Raw genomic sequence first — 21,226 nt, 5'->3', positions numbered from 1 at the left:
CCGACCTACCGTGGGTCGCATCGACGACCTACGGTAGGTCGTTTTTGCCCCCTTCCAGAAGAGGCTCCAAAAAGCCTCTCTGCAAGCGGGGATTCTCGCCTTAGACGAATAAACAATTTGCATCGCTTTTCTCCGAAAGGGAAGCAAGATCACAAATATTCCATCCGTAGAGGAGCATTCGTCCCGACATATTCACTCGCTTCGACAAAGCCATCAGAACCACGATTTTAGCCCGACTCACAGCCCCGATCTTCCCAGCGCCAAGAGACGGAAAAATCTGTACCTTTGCACGTAAAGTTTAATACTTCATTATTAGCAAAACATCACTATGGCAACTTCAGGCAAAGACTTTCGCCTCGAAAGCGACCTGATCGGCGAACGCCAGATCAGCAACGAGCATCTCTATGGAGTACAGACCCTCCGTGGGATGGAGAACTTCCAGATCAGCGTCTTCCATCTCGCTGACTACCCCCTCTTCATCCACGGTCTAGCATGGACCAAGGAAGCTGCTGCGATAGCTAACCATCGCCTAGGCCTGCTCACCGATCAGCAGAAGGACGCCATTGTCCAAGCCTGCCACGAGCTCCTCGAAGGCAAGCACCACCAGCACTTCCCCGTAGATATGATCCAGGGCGGTGCAGGGACGACCACCAACATGAACGCTAACGAGGTCATCTGCAACCGTGCTCTGGAGATCATGGGTCACGAAAAGGGCGAATTCAAGTACCTCTCTCCTAACGACCACGTCAACGGCTCCCAGTCCACCAACGATGCCTACCCAACGGCTATCCACCTCGGCCTCTATGCTTCACACCTCAAGCTCCGCCCCCACTTCATCCAGCTCATCGAAGCTCTGGAGAAGAAGTCTAAGGAGTTTGCCCACGTCGTCAAGATGGGTCGTACACAGCTCCAGGACGCTGTACCTATGACTCTGGGGCAGACCTTCGGTGGCTTTGCTTCAATCCTACGCCACGAGATCGCCAACCTCGACTACGCCGCTCACCAATTCCTCGCGATCAACATGGGCGCTACCGCCATAGGTACGGGGATCTCCTCAGAGCCCGAATATGCAGACTACTGCACTGAAGCGATGGCGAAGATCACCGGCTGGGACATCACACGCACCGAAGACTTCGTCGGCGCTACCAGCGACACCAGCGAGATGGTCGGCTATAGCTCTGCCCTGCGCCGCATCGCTATCAAGGTCAATAAGATCTGTAACGACCTGCGTCTGCTCTCCAGTGGTCCACGCTGTGGTCTCGGGGAAATCAACCTCCCCGCTATGCAGCCCGGATCCTCGATCATGCCTGGTAAGGTGAACCCCGTCATCCCCGAAGTCATGAGTCAGGTCTGCTACAAGGTCATGGGGAACGACCTCTGTGTCACCATGGCTGGCGATGCTTCACAGATGGAGCTCAACGCTATGGAGCCCGTCATGGCGCAGTGCTGCTTCGAATCCATCGACCTACTGATCAATGGCTTCGACACCCTCCGCACCCTCTGCATCGATGGCATCACGGCTAACGAAGACAAGTGCCGTGACAATGTCCGCAATAGCATCGGTATCGTCACAGCCCTCAACCCCATCATCGGCTACAAGAATTCTACGAAGATCGCTAAGGAAGCCCTCGAGACAGGGCGTGGCGTCTATGACCTGATCATCGAGCACGGCATCCTATCGAAGGAAGACCTCGACACGGTGCTTGCCCCCGAAAACATGATCAAGCCTGTACGCCTCGGCATCAAGGCAAAGAAATAAGCCTCGCGCCACACCCCGCCCTCTGACACCCTCAGAGACCTAAGCAGTAGCCCCAACTCTCTTACCCTACAAGAGTAAGGAGTTGGGGCTACTTCATTTGCTCTTGTCCCAAAGCATCCGTCGTCCTTCACTAGGAGTTTCATTCGTCCCTCCTCCCCATTCCGCCCACAGCATCATAGAGATCCATGCCCCTGCATTCCTTCGCCCGACCTAGGCTCCTTGCCCTACTTCTCCTCCTGAGTCTTGCCCTACCTCTCGGGGCTACCCGCCGTACCATCCACCTATCCTCCCTAGGACTTCGGGCAGGCACAAAGGAGAATAGCACACCCCTTCTTCGCAAGATCCTCGAAGGGCTACAGAGCGAGCTAGAGCAGGGTACCGACACCTTAGAACTCCTATTCCCCTCGGGGCGCTACCACCTAGCGAGCGAGGGATCAGCATGGAGAACCTTACCCGTACGCCCCGAGTCCTTTTCGCTCGCAACCTCGTGCGTAACAACCGTGCCCGAGGTATCCTCATCAACACACCCCGCCCTGTCCTCATCGAGGAGAATACCTTCGACCATGTCAGTGGCTCAGCGATCCTCTTCAGCACAGACAATAATATGTGGTACGAGTCGGGACAGACCCGAGAGGTCACGATCAGGCGCAATCTCTTCGAGGACGTACTGACGAGCCTCTACCAGTTCACCAGCGCCGTGATCAGCATTCACCCCATCATCCCCGACCTCGGGGCACAGCGCCAGCCCTTCTACGGGCAGGGAGCGGGGAGTATCCGCATCCTAGAGAATACCTTCCGCACCTTCGACACGCCCCTCCTGCACGCCATCAGTACCGACGGCATCCTGTGGCGGGACAATCGAATCGAGCCCACGAGGAGTTACCCGAAGTTCCACCCCAACCAGAAGCGCTTTCTCTTCGAAGGCTGTCGGAACATCGACATCGCTCCGAGCGACACCATCCAGTAGTTCGCTCTACCTTATATAATAGGTAGGGAGAGAAAAGGCAAGAGCCACAGCCGAGGTCATCCTCAGCTGTGGCTCTTGCACATAAACGTGGGTTAAAGATAGTTTGCTAAATCCTTTGGCGTCGGATCTACGGCTACTACGACACCCCGATCATCCACTAGGTACGTGTGTAGTGAGCCTGTGAGTCCTGCATGCGTCATATACTGGCGGCGCTCCTCGGGAGCGACACGGCGCTGCGACTCTTGATCCACTTGGTCTAAGGCGATCGTGCGTGACCAAACAGCTTCATCTGGATCCAGTGAGATAGCTTGGAAACAGATGGACTGTGGAGCTTGCTCTGCGAAGAAGTGATCCCACATCGCATTCGCTGCACGGCTGGTAGCATCATAGGCTGCCCAGAAGTGAATGAGGCGATAGCGGGGGCTAGTCTCTGCGGAGTCGGCTTCACGACCTCCTACGTCCATAGACTTCATTTTCGGGAGCACGTCCCCCACCAGAAGGCCCTCAGAAGAAGGCTGATGAGGTAGGCTCGCTGACGTCGCTCCGAGGAGCACAGCGAAGGCCAATGCGCCGAAAAGAATTCCTTTCAACGTCATAAATTTTGGTTTAAATCCAACATACCTACGTCGTCCGTCTCCATCGCCAGAAGTCGCTCTAGATCAGGATTGGGCCGGCATAGGTTCCCGGCTTTCGGGTCTGTAGGTCATCCTAAGGTTTGCCGCTTGCGCCCCTCTGAGATGACGGGGCAAAGTTAGGAAAATCTCCATTAGGGACACCCCAAGGGTCTGGAGCGATCGCCCTCATTCTCCTGAGCCCTTCGTCCTCGTCGCTCAAAAGAGTCCCTCTCCAGCCCGCCTGGCAAGAGACTTCTGAAGGGGTCAAAAAACAACCTACGGTGGTCGTCGAAAAAACCTACTGTAGGTCGTCTCACCGACCCACGGTAGGTCGCAAAGACGACCTACCGTGGATCGTTTTTTCACCCCTTGGGAGCGAGCTCCCCGACCCCATCGAAAGGGGGACCTTCTCACCAACGAAACCTCCACGCCCGTCTCCTCCGGGCTCTTCCCCCTCATTCACCGATCCCAGCCGACCGATGAGAGCGAAGAAGTCGGGGCGGTGGTTGCCTATATCCATATTTTTTACTTACTTTGCAGACCGATTGTAGAGTCCTCTGCTTAGGAGGAGATTGACACAAGTCGCTGATCCCGTTAGAAATAACAAACTAAAATATAAGAGTAATGTCAAAGATTTGTCAGATTACAGGTAAGAAAGCCATGGTCGGCAACAATGTCTCGCACTCTAACCGCAAGACAAAGCGCCGCTTCGATGTGAACCTGTTTACCAAGAAGTTCTTCTGGCCAGAAGAAGGATGCTGGATCGTCCTCAAGGTATCCGCAGCGGGCCTTCGCCTCATCAACAAGATCGGTCTCGACGCCGCTGTGCGCCAGGCCGCTGAGAAGGGCTATCTAAGTGAAATCAAAGTAAAGTAGTAGGGAAAGATCATGGCAAAGAAAGCTAAAGGAAACAGAGTACAGGTCATCCTCGAATGCACCGAGCATAAGGATAGTGGTATGCCAGGCACCTCTCGCTATATCACGACCAAGAATAGAAAGAATACGACCGAACGTCTTGAGCTCAGGAAGTACAACCCTATCCTCAAGCGTATGACGATCCATAAGGAAATCAAGTAATCACGAGGAGACAAGACAATGGCAAAGAAAGCAGTCGCATCATTCAAGAAGGCAGACGGTCGCACCTACTCCAAGGTCATCAAGATGGTCAAGTCCCCTAAGACGGGCGCTTACACCTTCCAGGAGGAGATGGTCCCTAACGAAGCCGTCAAGGAATTCTTCTCCTAAGGAGAGTCCCGACCCCACAGTAGATACCTCCCGCTCTCCTCTGAGCATCTCGGTATCTCTCCATCACGTCTAGCTCATAGACGCCCCTAATGAAGAGGCTGCCCACTCACCCGATGAGTGCGGGCAGCCTCTTCTCCGTAGCAAGATCGTTACCCCCCATGCCACCGGGAGTCGAAGGTGGTCCACCCATAATACCGACAAACCCCTCTCTCCTATGGAGTCCTCCCCCACCAAGTATACAGAGCGCACCGATCGTCTGGCCCACGAGCGTATACCCAAGCTCCTCTGGCACTACGGTGTACCCGCCGTCGTCGGCACGATGGTCAACGCTCTATACAGCGTAGTAGACCGCATCTTCATCGGCCAGGGCGTCAGCGAATTTGCTATCACAGGTCTAGCGCTGACCTTCCCTATCCTCATCTTCATCCAAGCCTTCGGTATGCTCATCGGAGTAGGAGCATCGGCACGTGTCTCCATCCTGCTGGGCGAAGACAAGCATGACCAAGCCGAACGCATCCTCAGCAATGCACTCCTGCTGACACTAGTCACACAGGTGCTCACTCTGACACCGGTGATGATCTGGCTCGACGACATACTCAGAGCCCTCGGAGCTAACGATCGTACGCTCCCCTTCGCCTATGACTATCTGAAGATCATGATCCCGGGGAATATCTTCTCGACACTGTGCTTCAGCTTCAATGCGATCATGCGTGCTTCAGGCTATCCCTACAAGGCGATGATCACGATGCTCATAGGTGCGGGACTCAATACCCTGCTCGACGCCCTCTTCATCTACGGCTTCGGCTGGGGGATCGAAGGGGCAGCTTGGGCTACGGTCATCGCTATGGCGGTATCGTCTGCCTTCGTGATGCAGCACTTCCTCGACAGCAAGAGCGAGGTGCAATTCCGCCGTCGCAATATGCGCCTCTCCTCGGAGCAGATCCTGGCGATCCTCTCGATCGGGATGTCGCCCTTCTTCCTACAGCTCCTGAGCAGTGGTATCACCTTCCTCATCAACGACACCCTAGCCCGCTATGCGGAGAACTCCCTGATGGCCGACCGAGCTATCGGGGCCTACGGGATCATCAACAGCGCTGCTCTGGTGGGCTTCATGCTCATGCTGGGTATCGCTCAGGGCATGCAGCCCATCGTCGGGTACAACTATGGAGCACGGGCCATCGGACGTGTACGTCAGGCCTTCAAGATCTGCTCGTGGACGAACTTCGGCATCGGTGCCTTCGTGACCGTCGTAGCGGTGGTCGCCCCCGGCTTGATAGCGTCGCTCTTCACCAGTTCGCCTGAGATGATCGAAGCTTCGGTACATGCCCTACGCCTCTGTCTCTACGGGTTTGCCTTCGTGGGCTTCCAGGTGACGGCGACGCAGTTCTTCCAGAGCATCGGCTTCGGAGGCAAGGCGCTTCTACTGAGTCTCTCACGCCAGACGCTCTTCCTGCTCCCCGCACTCTTCCTCTTCCCGCTCCTCTGGGGCTCTACGGGGGTATGGATAGCACTTCCCTTCTCCGACATTGCCTCGGGGGTGCTGGGGATGAGCCTGCTGTACTATCAGTTCAAGCTCTTCGATCGGCAGTTCTCTCAAGAGGGGCTTTAGTCGAGGCTGAACGCTGTATCTCTACCAACACCTTCCCTTTCACGCTTAGCATCACCAGCGGGCCTCGAGGTCTGCCTACTTGATTATGGTCTATTTATATTCGGTACTCTGCTGTCTCTTCCTCTTCCCTTATCTCGGGTGGCGAGGGGGCAGTGTCCTTGGGCAAAGGGCACGGCGCTTCTTCTGGGGGCTCCTCGGGGGGATCTTCCTCCTCTTCGTCGTAGCGCTCCTGGTGCATCGGCATATCCAAGCCGACTGGATGAGCGATGTGATGAACGGGAGCATCTATATCTTCTTCTCCACGATGTACGCCGCGGGGGTGGTCTTCACCTTCGATATACTCAAGTTCGTCGACCGTCGTACCCTCAGCCTCTATGCGGGGGCAAAGGATCGGACGAAGCGGTGGCTACAGGCCGGAGTCTTCGCTCTCTCGCTCGTAGTCTTCTTTGGGACCATGGTCGTCGGGCACCAGAATGTCCGCTACCCCAGAGTCGTGCACCACGACCTCTATATCTCACGCCTCACGCCTCAGGGGGCTAAGGCGGAGAAGCGCCTTCGTCTGGTCTTCTTCTCGGACCTCCACATAGGCGAAGCGATGACGCCCGACTACATCTCCCGCTCCGTCGACCTCATCCTCCAGCAGAAGCCCGACCTGATCCTCTGCGGGGGCGACTACATCGATCACCGAGAGGTCTACGCCTATGATCCGAGAGTTCTCAGCTCCATGCACCGACTCCGTGCTCCCCTAGGTGTCTACTTCGTCCTCGGGAACCACGAGTATCGTGACCACCTGGACGAGAACATCCGCTTCGTCTCGGAGATCGGTGCTACCCTACTGAGGGATAGCGTCGCTTACCCCGCTGACAGCCTCCTGGCACTCATCGGGCGAGACGACGCCGTGCAGGGCGATCGTGCGCCCTTCGCCCAGATCACTCAGCGGGTCAACCCTTCATCCCGCCCCGTCCTTCTCATGGAGCATACCCCCGGTTCGCTCGATAGCATCGGGGAGAGCCCCATCGATCTCATGCTGTGCGGACACACCCACGGCGGGCAGATCTGGCCAGGGCAAGTGCTCACCTGGTGGCGCTATGGGATGTCCTCGGGGACACGCCGTGTCGGCGACAAGGAGATCTGCGTCTCCTCAGGGATCGGTTCGGCAGGAGCCACCTACCGCATAGGTACTCGGAGCGAGATCCGTGTCTATGATCTCTATTGGTAAAGTAGAGGCGGTCTCAAGCCCCCACCACAAGCCCAGTAAATAAGCGGGCTTCAAGGGGCGAAAAAACGACCTACCGTAGGTCGTCAAAAAAACCTACCGTAGGTCGTGATGACGACCTACGGTAGGTCGCACATGCGACCCACAGTAGGTTTTATTTTGGTCTCACATGAGAGGACGCTAAAAGTCCTCGAGATAGAGGACTCCGAACTAGGGATCTTTCCCATGAAGACGGGCGATTGGTAGGGATACCTTTGCCCCGCCTTCTCCTCCCCGCTCCAAGCTTGCAGAAAGAGGCAGTTGATCCGAGACCTTAGCTCAGGGCTGATCGACCTCTCTTCCCACAAGCCTACAGCATACAGAAAATACTAAGGTATTTGCGTACCTTCGTAGTACACAATCTATGACGAACGATCACATATGATGCATATGGATAAAGACTGGGGGGGATCGACCCTCCTAGCTTCCCGCAAGATCAAGGCAGGCACCCGATACTACTACATCGATGCCAAGCTCGACAGCAAGGGCAATAAGTACATCGTCCTCTCCGAGACCAAGCTCAAGGAGGGTGAAGGCAAGCTCGAGCGTCACCGTATCTTCATCTACGAGGAAGACTTCGCCAAGGTATCGGAGGCCCTGCTGGAGACGATCCTGCAGGTCTCCGAAGGAGCTCTACTGGATCTGCCCAACTACCCCAAGGGAGAAGCCTCCAGTACCGACGAACTAAGCACCGAGTCCCTCTCGGACGAAGATCTCCAGCTTCAGTCTATCGATCTAGATTGGACCGATGAAGCTTAGCCTCCCCTTCACCCCAAGCCCGAGTCCACGACTATGAGTAGAGAGAAGCTATATGCCCTAGCCGCTCTCCTGTGGTTCGTCGCAGGGGTCAATGTCCTACGCATCGGTCTCCTTGGCTGGCCTACTGAGGAGCATCTCCTCGGGAGTTCGCTCTGGGCTGTAGGGAGTCTGCTCTTCTTCGCAGGCTTCATCTTCCCCCGTGTCGTGCGTCGCAACCTCACGAGCCTCACCCAGCGCTCCGAGGTAGCTCTCCGCTGGTATCACTGCTTCACACCCTCGTCCTGGATCATCATGTGCGTGATGATCACCCTAGGGGTGACGATCCGTATGCTAGAGCTTGCTCCCCCCACGTTCATCACAGGCTTCTACACGGGTCTTGGGCTCTCCCTCATCCTCTCCATCTACCCATACCTCCGAGAGATCATCCTGCTGAGACGATGACCGACACCTCCGTATTCGAAGACAAGAAAGCAGCCTATTACACCCTAGGCTGCAAGCTGAACTTCGCTGAGACCTCCACGATCGGAAGAGCCCTCCTAGCGCAGGGTATCCGAAGTGTGCGCCCTCAGGAGGAGGCCGACATCTGCGTCATCAATACCTGCTCCGTCACAGAGCTGGCGGACAAGAAGTGCCGTACGATGATCCGCAAGGCAGCACGGGAGCACCCCGGAGCCTTCGTGATCGTCACAGGGTGCTATGCCCAGCTAAGTCCCGAGGAAGTAGCGGACATCGAGGGGGTAGACCTCGTCATAGGAGCAGAGAAGAAGCTGGATCTAGCCGAGTACCTGGACCTCTCCAGCTCCAAGCCTTCCTCCGCCAGCATCATCCACAGCCGAACGAAGGAGATTCGCTCCTTCCGACTCAGCTCTTCCTCCGACGAGCGCACTCGTCACTTCCTCAAGGTACAGGACGGCTGTGACTACCACTGTACCTACTGCACCATCCCTAAGGCCCGTGGACGTAGCCGTAGTGGCTCCGTCAGTGAGATCGTCGCCGAAGCAGAGCGTATCGCCTCGGTGGGCGGTCGTGAGATCGTGCTCACCGGCGTGAATATCGGGGACTTCGGACGGGGACGGGGCGAGGACTTCTTCGACCTCATCCGAGCCCTCGACCAAGTGGAGGGGATCGAGCGCTTCCGTATCGGATCGATCGAACCTAACCTGCTCAGCGAAAAGATCATCGAGTACTGCGCCCGCTCTCGGCGCATAGCTCCCCACTTCCACATACCCCTACAGAGCGGGAGCGACGAAGTGCTCCGCCTGATGAAGCGACGCTATGACACGGAGCTCTTCCGCTCCAGAGTCTCGCTCATCCAGGAGCTCTTGCCCCAGGCCTTCATCGGTATAGATGTCATCGTCGGCACACGTGGGGAGGAGGCCGGATACTTCGAGGATTGCTACCGCTTCCTAGAGAGCATCCCCTTCTCCCAGCTCCATGTCTTCAGCTATTCCGAGCGGGAGGGTACAGCTGCCCTCACTATAGACCATGTCGTCTCCCCTCAGGATAAGCACCGCCGAAGCCAACGGCTCATGCAGCTCTCGGAGGAGCGTCTGAAAGCCTTCTACCGCTCCAATCTCGGCAGAGAACTCACCGTGATCTGGGAGCATGGCAACTACAATGGGCTCATGATGGGACATAGCGAGAATTACATCCGTGTCGCACAGCCCTACGACGAGGAGGCTATCGGCACGACGACCCACCTCACCCCCCAGCATCTCGACGCCTCAGGCACGTTTGTCCTCTAAGCTCCCCACAGAAGATGATGGACCGCATCGGCTACTACCTCCTCAAGTTCGCCTTCGCTACGCTGGCTCGGCTTCCCTGGTGGCTTCTCCACGGGCTGTGCCGTACTGTGGCCTTCCTCCTAGACCAAGGGATCGGCTACCGACGAGGAGTGGTTCGCTCCAATCTCCAGCGTAGCTTCCCCGAGAAGAGCACAGAGGAGCTCCGCCAGATCGAGCGGGACTTCTACAGGCAGTTCGCCTACAACTTCCTCTCCACACCTAAGCTCCTTCATCAGCGTCCCGACCGTATTGCGTCAGAGTACCTCATCTTCCCAGACCTCTCCCCTCTAGAGGAGGCTGCGAAGCGCTACCGCTGTGTGCTCGTGGCTCTGGGACACTATGGTAACTGGGAACTCTTCAGTTCCGGACAGACGCAACTCTCTAGGATCGGCTACCGCCTCGGACAGGTCTATCGCAAGCAGAAGAATCAAGCCGTCGACCGGCTCTTCGCCGAGCAACGCCAGCGCTTCGGAGCGGAGATCATCGAGAAGGACAAGATAATACGTCACCTGAGGACTTACCTAGACACCCCCGACGAGCGACATGGGCTCATCGCCATGATCTCCGACCAAGCCCCAGGGATCGGACACGCTAACTACTTCACCGACTTCCTCCACCAGCCGACGGCGATCCTCGATGGGATCGAGCGCTTAGCCACGAGATATCGCCTCCCCGTCTTCTATCTCGACATCGAGCGAAAGAGCCCTACTCAGTTCGTCGCACGCTATATCCCCTTCTATGATCCCGAGGAAGGGGATCTACCGCCCTTCACTGTGACAGAGCGGTACGCTCGACTGCTGGAGGCCAACATACAGCGGGATCCTGCTCCATGGCTCTGGTCCCATAAGCGATGGAAGCGCCCACTATCTAACTATCCCAAGGCCACCCGTAGTCCTCGACTGGAGGCCTTACTCCAAGAGGAACACACTTAGACTACACACACTACTACTTACTACGCTATGCCCTCCCCTACATGCCCCAAGGACGTGGCTGTGCTCGTCCTAAACTGGAATGGTCTGGAGCTTCTTCGCTCCTTCCTCCCCTCCTGGGTCAAGTTCACCCCCGAGGAAGCAGACCTCATCATCATCGACAACGGCTCTACCGACGGCTCCGTCGCCTTTGTGCAGGAGCATTACCCAGAGGTGAAGCTGGTCGCATTCACTGAGAACTACGGCTTCGCTGCTGGCTATAACAAAGCCATCGCCGAACTGGACTACAAGACCGTCGTCCTACTGAACAGTGACGTCGAGCTCAGCGATGGGTGGCTTCGTGAGCCTCTGGAGCTCCTCTCGTCCGACCCATCGATCACCGCCGTACAGCCTACGATACGTGCCCAGCGCTCCCCACAGGACTTCGAGTACGCAGGTGCTGCTGGTGGCTACATCGACTCCCTAGGCTATCCCTTCTGTCGGGGACGTATCCTCTCGGTCGTAGAGCAGGATCAAGGCCAATACTCCACACCCGTAGATCTCTTCTGGGCCTCGGGGGCCTGCCTGATCATCCGCCGGGCAGCTTACCTCGAGGCAGGAGGGCTCGATCCCGTCTTCTTCGCCCATCAAGAGGAGATCGACCTCTGCTGGCGTCTCCTGGCTCGTGGAGGGCGCATCGTCTACGCTCCGAGCTCTACAGTCTACCACGTAGGTGGGGCAAGTCTCTCGGCCGAGAGCCCACGGAAGGTCTTCCTGAACTTCCGTAACAACCTCTTGATGATCTACAAAAATCTCCCCGCTCCCCGCCTGTATACGGTACTCCTTCTCAGGGTCTTCTTGGACTTCCTAGCAGCACTGGTCTATCTGGTGAAGCTCCAGCCTCGCCATTGCTTCGCTGTGCTGGAAGCCTGGCGTTGCTTCCTGATCAAGCGCCTCCGCTACGAGCGTGTCCGTGGGGACAACCTAGCGAAGACCACCGCCCAGATCTCCCCCGATCTGATGAAGCCCTACAGCATCATCGTCCAGTACTACCTACGAGGGCGCAAGCGCTACAGTCAGCTCCCTCGCTAGGGAACTCTCCCCTCAGGCCTTCGCCAATCACTCCCATCGTCCTCCCCATGACTTCGCATAAGCCCCTTGCCGAACGTATGCGCCCGACGAGCCTCGAGCACTACTACGGTCAGTCCCATCTGGTCGGTCCGCAGGGCATCCTGCGTCCGATGATCGAGCAGGGGCGCCTGCCCTCGATGATTTTCTGGGGCCCCCCAGGAGTTGGGAAGACTACGCTGGCGGAGATCATCGCCCACAGTCTAGAGACTTCCTTCCATTCGCTCAGTGCCGTGCACTCGGGTGTGAAGGATGTACGTGAAGTGCTGGAGCGTATCCAGAGCGAGCAAAGGGGCATATTCGGCTCCTCCGTTCGCCCGATCCTCTTCATCGATGAGATCCATCGCTTCAGCAAGAGCCAGCAGGATTCGCTCCTAGCAGCTGTAGAGCAGGGGCTAGTCACCCTCATCGGAGCGACGACGGAGAATCCCAGCTTCGAAGTCATCCGTCCGCTCCTCTCTCGCTGTCAGGTCTACACGCTCAAGCCCCTCAGCAGAGACGAGCTCCTCTCCCTGCTGAGGCACGCTCTCGAGACGGACGAACTCCTCTCACATCGGCATGTCGAGCTCACCGAGACGGAGATGCTCCTCCGCTATGCAGGGGGCGATGCTCGTCGGGCGCTCAACATCCTGGAGCTCGTAGTCCTCTCGACCATCGACGACCCTCTTCACCTGACCGACGCTCTGGTGAGTGATCGCGTGCAGACTAATCCCATCGCCTTCGACAAGGGCGGTGAGCTCCACTACGACATCGCCTCGGCGCTGATCAAGAGCATCCGTGGGAGTGATCCCGATGCAGCGATCTATTGGCTGGCTCGCCTCATCGAAGGGGGCGAAGACCCAGCCTTCATCGCTCGGCGACTGATGATATCGGCGGCCGAAGATATTGGGCTAGCTAACCCCAATGCCCTCCTACTGGCTACGGCCTGCGCCGAGACACTGGAGCGTATCGGTTGGCCTGAGGGGCGCATCCCACTGGCCGAGACGGTCATCTACCTAGCTACCTCGGAGAAGAGCAATTCGGCCTATATGGCCATCAACAAAGCCCTCGCTCTAGTCAAGCAAACAGGCAACCTCCCCGTACCCCTTCACCTGCGTAATGCGCCAACCGAACTGATGAGCGACCTCGGCTACGGAGAGGGCTACCGCTACGCCCATGACTACCCCGGACACTTCGTCGAGCAGGAGTACCTTCCCTCCTCCCTTCGCTCGCAGCGCTTCTGGCTCTCCGACGAGGCCAACGCCTCCGAAGCCAAGATGATGGAGCGTCAGCGCCACCGCTGGGGAAGGCGCCTCGATCCCGAGGAGAAAGAATAACCATAGACCAAGCACATCCGCTGGTTCGTCTAGCCACAAAATGAAGGCGAGTCCCCCGGGGCTCGCCTTCTCTATTCTATACCCCCCAAAAGGGATCTACGGTAGGTCGCACTTGCGACCCACGGTAGATCGTCAGGCGACCTACAGTAGGTTTTTTCGACGACCTACCGTAGGGTCCTTTTTCGACCTTTGTGAAGGGGGGTCTTCGACAGGCTGGAAAGTCGCTTGGGGAGCGGGAAGTAGAGCGTAAAGAGACACCTTGGGAAGACGGGCTAATTTGCTCCCAAACTTCCCCGCTTCACTCCACCCCAAATTAGGGTCGATCTCCGCCCCTCTCATGAGCGGGTATGTGCTCTGCTGGTTTGCGTATTCGCCAAAGTATTAGTAATTTTGCTCACTCATTAGAGTGTACCCCACTCTCTGCGGTAAGCGAAACTATAACAATAAAACAAGATAAGTAAGACATTATGATCGTAGTTCCAGTAAAAGAGGGCGAAAACATCGAAAAGGCTCTGAGAAGATTCAAGAGAAAGTTTGAGAAGACCGGTGCTGTACGTGCGCTTCGTGCACGCCAGGCGTTCATCAAGCCCTCTGTAGCTCGACGCAAGAAGATGGAGAAGGCCGTCTACGTCAAGCAGCTCCAGCAGGCAGAAGAGCAGTAGTAGAGGACTTCGGGCTCCGTGCCCCCTTGCTTCTCCTCACCCCGTGGGCTCGCCCCTAGGGTGAAGTCGATAAGCCCCCTCGATTACGAGGCTACCCGAAGCGCCACCTCCCTCCCCCGAGGACGTGAGGTCGTCAGCCGAGGATCAACCAAGCTATAAGACACCGCTCGTAGGTCATCCGAGATGGCCTGCGAGCGGTGTCTCTTCTTATCCTCTAGGGGAGCTTCTTGGAGGAGCACGGGGCGGTTCGGGGTATTTGTGTATTTTTGTATTATAGACTTTATCTAAGGGGATTTGTCCCCTTCATCACCCCAATACATACGTAATCTATGGCATTCAAAATAGGGGATCAGGTCCCCGACCTCCTAGGCCTTGATGAGGAGGGTAAGGAAGTACGCCTCTCGGACTACCCCGGCAAGAAGATCGTACTCTACTTCTACCCCAAGGACAATACTTCGGGCTGTACCGCACAGGCCTGCAGTCTGCGTGACGGCTACAGCGAGCTCCGGGCTGCTGGCTACGAGATCATCGGGGTCAGCCGTGACTCAGCGAAGAGCCATGTGAACTTCCGCACCAAGTATGATCTGCCCTTCCGTCTCATCGCCGACACCGACGTCCAGCTCAACGAACTCTTCGGTACCTGGATCGAGAAGAGCATGTACGGACGCAAGTACATGGGTACCGAGCGCACGACCTTCGTCATCAATGCCCAGCATGAAGTAGAGCGCATCATCCGGGGTAAGGAGGTGAGCACCAAGGACCACGCCGCCCAGATCCTCGGCGCTTAGTCCCTGAGCCCTACTCCCCTTCCCCAGCACATCAAGCTATCCCAATCACCATGAGTGAAGTAACTAAAGATAAGCTCACTAAGAGCGCAAAAGATATGTCCGCCGAAGAAGCAGCTAAACTAAAGACCCTCGAGACCGCACTAGCGAAGATCGAGAAGACCTACGGCAAAGGTGCCGTGATGAACATGGGCGCTCGCCCTGTCACCGACGTAAGTGTCATCCCCTCGGGATCCATCACTCTAGACAACGCCCTCGGGGTCGGAGGTTACCCTCGTGGCCGTATCATCGAGATCTATGGTCCTGAGTCTTCGGGTAAGACCACCCTTGCCATCCATGCTATCGCTGAGGCACAGAAGCTCGGCGGTAAGGCGATCATCATCGATGCCGAGCACGCCTTCGACCCCACCTACGCTGAGGCACTCGGCGTCGACATGGACAACCTCTATATCTCCCAGCCCGACAATGGGGAGCAGGCCCTTGACATCGCCGAGCAGGTCATCCGCTCAGGTGCCGTCGACCTCGTGATCATCGACTCAGTCGCAGCCCTTGTACCTAAGCAGGAGATCGAAGGGGATATGGGTGAGGCTAAGGTAGGTCTGCAGGCTCGCCTGATGTCTCAAGCACTTCGCAAGATCACCGGTGCCATCAGTAAGTCCAATACCGCCTGTATCTTCATCAACCAGCTCCGTGAGAAGATCGGAGGCAATATGTACGGCCCATCGGAGACGACGACTGGGGGTAACGCCCTGAAGTTCTACGCCTCGGTACGTCTGGATATCCGCCGTGCTGGCCAGCTCAAGGATGGGGATGAAGTCTATGGTAACCTAACCCGTGTCAAGGTCGTCAAGAACAAGGTCGCTCCCCCCTTCCGTGTCGCTCTCTTCGAGATCCTCTACGGGCAGGGTATCTCCCGTCTCGGCGAGATCATCGACCTCGGAGAATCAGAAGATCTCATCAAGAAGAGTGGCTCTTGGTACAGCTACGGAGCTACGAAGCTCGGTCAGGGTAAGGAGAAGGCTAAGGAGACGCTTGCCGATAATCCCGAGCTCCTCGAAGAGCTGACTCAGAAGATCACCGAGCGTCTGAAGAATGCGTCTTCTGCCAAGGATAAGCGTAAGAAGAAGTCAACTAAGGACGAGGACGAAGACGAGGATTAATCCCCTCGCTTCGCTGTACCGCTAATCGTAGATCTATGGGCAAGCTTATCATCATCTCAGCACCCTCAGGCACAGGGAAGAGCACCCTCATCTCCCGCCTACTCTCCGAGCATCCCGAGCTCCGACTGCGCTTCTCCGTCTCGGCTACCAGCCGAGCTCCCCGAGGGCAGGAACAGCACGGTGTGGAGTATTACTTCTTCTCACCCGAGGAGTTCCGTGCGGGGATCGAGCGAGGAGACTTCCTGGAGTACGAAGAGGTCTACCCAGGGCGCTACTACGGTACCCTACGCTCCGAAGTCGATCGACGCATCGCTGAAGGGGATCGGGTGATCTTCGATGTAGACTGCGTCGGAGGAGTGAACATCAAGGAGGCTTACGGCGCTGAGGCGCTGAGCCTCTTCATCCAGCCTCCCTCCCTCGAAGAGCTACGCCGTCGCCTTGTCGGTCGTCAGACCGATAGTGCGGAGGTCATCGAAGAGCGTCTAGCCAAAGCAGAGCTAGAGCTGAGCTATGCCCAGCGCTTCGATCGGGTGCTCGTCAATGATGATCTGGAGCGTTGCTACCAGGAGTTCTACGAGACGATACGTAGCTTCCTCTCGGCTTAGACAGCCTCAGGTATTAGATCTCTAGAGTAAGTATTCCGCCGTAAGGTGCTCGGTGGTCGAAGGCTTCTTCCATAGAGAAAAGCCCCGCCCAGATACCTGCTCCCAGCAAGACTCCCCCATGGGTGAAGACAAGGACTTCGCCCATGGGGGAGTCTTCGTTTTCTACGCTTACTTTCTGGACTTCTGCACGGAGGTCATCGAGGAAAGAGGATACTCGGATGACTTGGGAATGGAAGCTCTCTCCCCCTGTAGGAGCTTCGTAGAGATAGTCAGCATACCACCGCTCCAGCTGAGGATCCGCAATGGTATCAAACCGCTGGAGCTCCCATGCTCCGAAGTTGAGCTCCATGAGTCGATCATCCCGCAGGGCATCAGGGTAGCCACAGGCTTCGGCTAGTAGGAGACAGCGGGAGAGTGGGCTGGAATAGACACGGCTGGGTACATCCCCCTCGAGGAGCGTACACAGCCGTTTCCTTACCTCCTGAGCCTCAGTAGCGAAAGAGGAAGCTAGGGGGACGTCCGACTGCCCGTAGCATACACCCGCGGGGACATCGGGCGTAGTATGCCGGATGAGATGAAGGCGCATCAGTACAGGGAGTTCATCTGGGCATAGATCGTATACCCTAGGAGCATCGCCAGCTCTGACAGCAGACAGATCGCCCCACAAGTATCGCCGGTATAGCCTCCGATGCGCCGACGGATATAGCTAATCAGACCAAGGGAAGTCACCAGCGGAAGGGCGAAGGACAGCCATACATAGCCTTGCTCCACGAAGAGAGACAATGGGAAGTAGGCGACGGCTTGTGTAGCGATGAGGACCAGTACTGCTAGGGACATCGGGAGGAGTCCTGCCCTACGATACACTACCCCCACCTTGCACTCCTCCGTCCGACGGGCATAGGGAAGATGCTGCACCTGCATGTAGGAGCAGCACTTGCCCGCTACGTCGCAGGAGAGGAGGACGAAGGGCAGGATATCCCCAGGGATAGAGACAGCGCTACTCCAATAGATAAGGTAGTAGAGGACGAAAGCCAGCACAGCGTAGGAGCCGACATGGCTGTCTTTCATGATGGCGAGGATCTGCTCCTTCGTTCGTCCACCACCGAAGCCATCGAAGAAATCCCCTAGTCCATCTTCATGGAAAGCCCCCGTGAGGAAGAGCCGGGATGCTAGTGCCAGAACTAAGGCGACCTCCGTGGGGAAGATCTGACTGTATAGGTAGAAACTCCCTGCAAGCACCCCTCCTGTGATGAGACCGACCACGGGCCACCAGCTCAGGGCATCTTCGTAGTCCTCCTGTCGGAGCTCCCTAAGTCGCCAGAAGGGAAGACGGGTGAAAAGGCTCCCCGCTGCTAGGAGAGCTCCGAGATGTGAGCGTTGTCCTTCCATAAGCTTAGTACCAGATCTTCCCTCGCTCAGAGGTTAGGGTGAAGTCGATCGTCCCTCCCTCACGAAGCTCTTCATAGGTAAGGTAGGATCGGCGAAGGGGCTTCCCATTGAAGGAGACAGAAGCCGTGTACTGCTCGGCCTCATTCCTACGGGGCGCACGGATCGTAAGGTGCTTACCACCGGGGAGGGCAATACAGGCACTTTCGAAGAGCGGAGCCACAAGCTCATACTTCCCGTCCAGCGGGTCTACAGGGTAGAGGCCTAGGGCGGCCATGACATACCAGGCAGACATCTGTCCGCAGTCTTCGTTCCCACAGATCCCGTCGGGACGCTCGGTATAGAGCTGGCGAAGGACTTGGTGCGTCAGTTCGGCTGTGCGCCAAGGCTGACGGGCGTGATTGTAGAGGAAGATCACATGATGACCAGGCTCGTTGCCATGGGCGTACTGCCCGATCATCCCTGTGGAGAAGATAGGTAGCTCGATGTGCTTCGGTGTAGTAGCGCCGAAGAATTCGTCGAGGCGCTTCCCCAGCTGTCCACCCATGATTCGGTCGAGACCTGCTATATCGTGCTGGACGCTGAATAGGTACTGATAGGCATTACTCTCGGTGAAGGCCTTCGAATAGGCAAAGGGGTCAAAATCCGGGAGGAAGCCTGCCTGCTCACTACGAGGAGCGAAGAAGCCAAGCTGGTCGGACCAGAGGTTGCGCCAAGCACCTGAGCGCTCTTCGTAGCGACGAGCTACGCTATCATCGCCCATCCATCGAGCATAGCGGGCGATAGAGGCGTCATCGTAGGCATACTCCAGGGTCTTCGATACACTCTCCTCCTCTTCATCTGCGGGAATGTAGCCAAGACGCTGGTAGCTGTCGAGACCTCTGTAGCCCTTGCGTTCAGCGGTAGAGCGCAGGAGACTCAGGAGCTTTGCCTTGTCTCGGGGCACATAGATCCCCTTGAGCACCGCCTCAACAATCACGGGGATCGAATGGTGGCCGATCATCATATCGGTCTCCGAGGCGAACATGTTCCACACGGGGAGATGCCCTGAGTTCTGCTCACCGAAGTCTACGAGGGAAGCCACCATATCACGAGCCTCACTCGGACGAAGGAGGGCATAGAAGGGATGGGCCGTACGATAGGTATCCCAGAGGGAGAAGGTGCTGTAGGTCTTGTGCTGCGCCTGGTGAACCGCACGATCTGCCCCTAGGTAGCGCCCGTCGACATCGCTATAGATAGTCGGGCAGATCTGCGAGCGGTAGAGGGCGGTATAGAACACGCGGCGGAGGCTGTCAGGCACCTTAGCATCCAGGGTCACCTGCCCCAGGCGCTTATTCCAAGCGAGCGTAGCAGCCTGACGGTAGCGATCGAAGTCGCTGTGCGGAGCTTCAGCCTTGAGATTCTTCTGAGCCCCCTGTTCACTTACCCCCGAGAGTGCGGTGCATAGCGTGATCGACTGACCCGCACGTACCTTGCCATAGTAGAGGCGGAGGATGACGCCATAGCCTACGGACTTACCGACCTCACCCTTGCTGGTGTAGGGGATAGCCGTACGCTCGATGCGAAGGGCGGGGCGTGAGAGGGTCGTCGTAAAATACACCTTCTGATCACGAGCCCAGCCATCGGAGTAGCGGAAGCCTACGATCTGTGTGGGCGAGATGGATCGAGCGTCGCTATTGACGGTGCGGTCCCAGTTCGTCGCCTTGTCTAGATTGAGGATGATGCAGGCGGAGTCAGCGTCCTCGAGGAAGGTATAGCGCTGGATGCCCACCCGCTCGGTAGCGGTGAGTTCGACCCGGATCTTATAGGGCTCGAGGGTCACGGCGTAGTAGCCTGCCTGAGCGGTCTCCGTCGCATGAGAGAAGCGAGCATGAATGCCTATCGGGCGCTGATCCTTAGCCTCCATCCCGAAGGAGAGAGGCGGACGGCTCTCCTCGGTGAGTGCAGGGAGGGTGACGGGCATGTACGATATATCGTAGAGGTCTCCTGCGCCGGTACCGCTCAGGTGTGTATGGCTGAAACCAGCGATGACGCTATCGGGATAGAAGTAGCCGGCGATATAGTCCCAGCCTGCACGACCATTGTCAGGGCTGAGCTGTACCATGCCGAAGGGGGCGCTAGCCCCAGGGTAGACATTGCCCACCCAGTCGGTACCTATGAGGGTATTGACCCAGGAGGAGAGGCCCTTCTTAGCGACACGTGCGGTACGCTGGGCACTTAGGGAAGCGCTTCCTCCCAAGAGGAGCGCTAGAGCAGTAAGTACGGAGAGAGATCTACGGATCATCTGATACAATAGGCTAGGAATATAATAGTGGTGGGATAAGCCGAGGCGGTACGCTCGGAGAAATTCTCAGGGGAAGGCCTCCCTACTCCCCGATGCGGTGATACTGGCTCTCGAAGGGGACACGGATGCGATCCCCCACGGGGCGATGATCATCACGGATACCGCAGGAGACGATCATATTGATCTTAGTCCCTCGGGGCAGACCCAGCAGGCGACGCACCCGTAGCGTATCGATGCCCTCCAGCGGACACGTATCGTAGCCCTCTGCACTCATGGCTAGCATGAAGGTCTGCGCCACCAGCGCACAGCTCTTGTGCTGGACGGCGGTGAGGTCGCCTTCGCTCATCTGTCGAGGCACGGGGCGGAAGAGCCCTGTGATCTGCACGAGCCCCTTGCGGATCAGCCCCCAGAGGCCTAGGCCACGGCTGTAGGTGAAGGGGATGACCTTGAGCAGGTAGTCAGCACGGAGCTTGTCGTACTTCGCCCACTTGTCCTCGGGATGATGCTTGCGGGTATCGGCTCGATAGAGCTCGATGAGCTCGTGGGTACGCTGGCGCCAGAGACGGGGCTTCGTGACGAAGACCACCAACTGCTGGGCAGTGGTGACCGCCGTCTGCGAGAAGCAGGCGGGGGCAAGAGAAGCGATGACAGTGGGGTCGGTGATATGGTAGCACTCCCAGAGCTGAAGGTTGGAGCTCGTAGGGGCAAGAGAAGCTAGACGAAGGCAGTGCTCGACACGAGCAGTATCTAGAGGCTTCTCGGGATCATAGTAGCGGATAGCACGGCGGTGCTTTACTATTTCCTCGAAGTTCATTTTGGTTCGAATAAGCAGGTATTTTGTGTGGAGAAGTCTCCTTTACAAAAATAAGGAATTACGCCGAAAGGGGAGGAACGAGCACCTATCAAAAAGCTCGGTCTCGACGAGCCCTCAGCCCCCCACTCCAAAGGCGCATAAATAAAGGCTTCTGGAGGGGTCAAAAAACGACCTACGGTAGGTCGT

General features: G+C 57.1%; 22 protein-coding genes. 17 read left to right on the top strand and 5 right to left on the bottom strand.

From position 1 onward, the window contains the following. The first annotated feature begins 328 nt into the window (after positions 1-328). Entirely contained in the window at positions 329-1,759 is a 1,431-nt protein-coding gene (locus HMPREF1556_RS02285) for an aspartate ammonia-lyase (protein ID WP_021666596.1), read from the top strand. Between the two features lie 439 nt (positions 1,760-2,198). After that, positions 2,199-2,726, top strand: coding sequence for a hypothetical protein (locus HMPREF1556_RS02280; RefSeq protein ID WP_021666594.1), 528 nt, complete (start codon positions 2,199-2,201; stop codon positions 2,724-2,726). A gap of 92 nt (positions 2,727-2,818) precedes the next feature. On the opposite strand, the gene HMPREF1556_RS02275 is transcribed toward HMPREF1556_RS02280, so the two are convergent. Beyond that, positions 2,819-3,190, bottom strand: coding sequence for a hypothetical protein (locus HMPREF1556_RS02275; protein WP_052332605.1), 372 nt, complete (start codon positions 3,188-3,190; stop codon positions 2,819-2,821). 774 nt (positions 3,191-3,964) lie between these two features. Here HMPREF1556_RS02275 and rpmB point away from each other — a divergent pair. The 15 genes from rpmB (at position 3,965) to gmk (ending at position 16,556) form a co-directional block, all read left to right on the top strand. Next, the gene (rpmB, locus tag HMPREF1556_RS02270; protein WP_021666591.1) at positions 3,965-4,216 is read left to right on the top strand and encodes a 50S ribosomal protein L28; all 252 of its coding nucleotides are present in this window, start codon (positions 3,965-3,967) and stop codon (positions 4,214-4,216) included. 12 nt (positions 4,217-4,228) lie between these two features. Further along, positions 4,229-4,417 carry a 50S ribosomal protein L33 gene (gene rpmG / locus HMPREF1556_RS02265; RefSeq protein WP_021666590.1) on the top strand — a complete coding sequence of 63 codons (189 nt, stop codon included), beginning with the start codon at positions 4,229-4,231 and terminating at the stop codon, positions 4,415-4,417. An 18-nt stretch (positions 4,418-4,435) separates the two neighbouring features. Further along, entirely contained in the window at positions 4,436-4,585 is a 150-nt protein-coding gene (locus HMPREF1556_RS08595) for a DUF4295 domain-containing protein (RefSeq protein WP_021666589.1), read from the top strand. Positions 4,586-4,799: 214 nt separating this feature from the next. Continuing rightward, positions 4,800-6,194, top strand: coding sequence for an MATE family efflux transporter (locus HMPREF1556_RS02260; RefSeq protein WP_021666588.1), 1,395 nt, complete (start codon positions 4,800-4,802; stop codon positions 6,192-6,194). 85 nt (positions 6,195-6,279) lie between these two features. Then, positions 6,280-7,413 carry a metallophosphoesterase gene (locus HMPREF1556_RS02255; RefSeq protein WP_021666587.1) on the top strand — a complete coding sequence of 378 codons (1,134 nt, stop codon included), beginning with the start codon at positions 6,280-6,282 and terminating at the stop codon, positions 7,411-7,413. Between the two features lie 426 nt (positions 7,414-7,839). Continuing rightward, the gene (locus tag HMPREF1556_RS02250; protein ID WP_232299027.1) at positions 7,840-8,208 is read left to right on the top strand and encodes a DUF3276 family protein; all 369 of its coding nucleotides are present in this window, start codon (positions 7,840-7,842) and stop codon (positions 8,206-8,208) included. 33 nt (positions 8,209-8,241) lie between these two features. Further along, positions 8,242-8,649 carry a hypothetical protein gene (locus HMPREF1556_RS02245; protein WP_021666584.1) on the top strand — a complete coding sequence of 136 codons (408 nt, stop codon included), beginning with the start codon at positions 8,242-8,244 and terminating at the stop codon, positions 8,647-8,649. Beyond that, positions 8,646-9,953 (top strand): tRNA (N(6)-L-threonylcarbamoyladenosine(37)-C(2))-methylthiotransferase MtaB, encoded by a 1,308-nt coding sequence (gene mtaB, locus HMPREF1556_RS02240; RefSeq protein ID WP_021666583.1) that lies wholly within the window; start codon positions 8,646-8,648, stop codon positions 9,951-9,953. The genes HMPREF1556_RS02245 and mtaB overlap by 4 nt, the downstream gene beginning before the upstream one ends. Positions 9,954-9,967: 14 nt before the next feature. Further along, a complete protein-coding gene (locus HMPREF1556_RS02235; RefSeq protein WP_021666582.1) occupies positions 9,968-10,924 on the top strand; it encodes a lysophospholipid acyltransferase family protein in 957 nt (318 codons plus the stop codon). A gap of 27 nt (positions 10,925-10,951) precedes the next feature. Then, positions 10,952-11,992: a glycosyltransferase family 2 protein gene (locus HMPREF1556_RS02230; protein WP_021666581.1), complete on the top strand. Its 1,041-nt coding sequence runs from the start codon at positions 10,952-10,954 to the stop codon at positions 11,990-11,992. A 47-nt stretch (positions 11,993-12,039) separates the two neighbouring features. After that, the gene (locus HMPREF1556_RS02225; RefSeq protein WP_021666580.1) at positions 12,040-13,344 is read left to right on the top strand and encodes a replication-associated recombination protein A; all 1,305 of its coding nucleotides are present in this window, start codon (positions 12,040-12,042) and stop codon (positions 13,342-13,344) included. A 467-nt stretch (positions 13,345-13,811) separates the two neighbouring features. Then, entirely contained in the window at positions 13,812-14,006 is a 195-nt protein-coding gene (gene rpsU / locus HMPREF1556_RS02220; protein WP_021666579.1) for a 30S ribosomal protein S21, read from the top strand. A gap of 329 nt (positions 14,007-14,335) precedes the next feature. Further along, the gene (locus HMPREF1556_RS02215; RefSeq protein ID WP_021666577.1) at positions 14,336-14,794 is read left to right on the top strand and encodes a peroxiredoxin; all 459 of its coding nucleotides are present in this window, start codon (positions 14,336-14,338) and stop codon (positions 14,792-14,794) included. A 95-nt stretch (positions 14,795-14,889) separates the two neighbouring features. After that, positions 14,890-15,951, top strand: coding sequence for a recombinase RecA (gene recA / locus HMPREF1556_RS02210; protein WP_232299028.1), 1,062 nt, complete (start codon positions 14,890-14,892; stop codon positions 15,949-15,951). Between the two features lie 35 nt (positions 15,952-15,986). Next, positions 15,987-16,556, top strand: coding sequence for a guanylate kinase (gene gmk / locus HMPREF1556_RS02205; RefSeq protein ID WP_021666575.1), 570 nt, complete (start codon positions 15,987-15,989; stop codon positions 16,554-16,556). Positions 16,557-16,569: 13 nt separating this feature from the next. Here the strand turns inward: gmk and cobC are convergent, their stop codons facing one another. The 4 genes from cobC to HMPREF1556_RS02185 all read right to left on the bottom strand — a co-directional run bounded on the left by cobC (position 16,570) and on the right by HMPREF1556_RS02185 (position 21,040). Then, positions 16,570-17,142: an alpha-ribazole phosphatase family protein gene (cobC, locus tag HMPREF1556_RS02200; RefSeq protein WP_021666574.1), complete on the bottom strand. Its 573-nt coding sequence runs from the start codon at positions 17,140-17,142 to the stop codon at positions 16,570-16,572. Further along, entirely contained in the window at positions 17,142-17,945 is an 804-nt protein-coding gene (locus HMPREF1556_RS02195) for an adenosylcobinamide-GDP ribazoletransferase (RefSeq protein WP_021666573.1), read from the bottom strand. The genes cobC and HMPREF1556_RS02195 overlap by 1 nt, the downstream gene beginning before the upstream one ends. Positions 17,946-17,949: 4 nt before the next feature. Then, entirely contained in the window at positions 17,950-20,226 is a 2,277-nt protein-coding gene (locus HMPREF1556_RS02190; protein WP_021666572.1) for a GH92 family glycosyl hydrolase, read from the bottom strand. An 82-nt stretch (positions 20,227-20,308) separates the two neighbouring features. Continuing rightward, on the bottom strand, positions 20,309-21,040 hold the full coding sequence (locus tag HMPREF1556_RS02185) for a nitroreductase family protein (protein WP_021666571.1): 732 nt from the start codon (positions 21,038-21,040) through the stop codon (positions 20,309-20,311). Positions 21,041-21,226 lie beyond the last annotated feature (186 nt).

The sequence above is a fragment of the Porphyromonas sp. oral taxon 278 str. W7784 genome, from assembly GCF_000467855.2.
Classification (GTDB): domain Bacteria; phylum Bacteroidota; class Bacteroidia; order Bacteroidales; family Porphyromonadaceae; genus Porphyromonas.
Note: the sequence above shows the minus strand (reverse complement) of the source record. Positions and strands in the feature narration are given on the sequence as shown.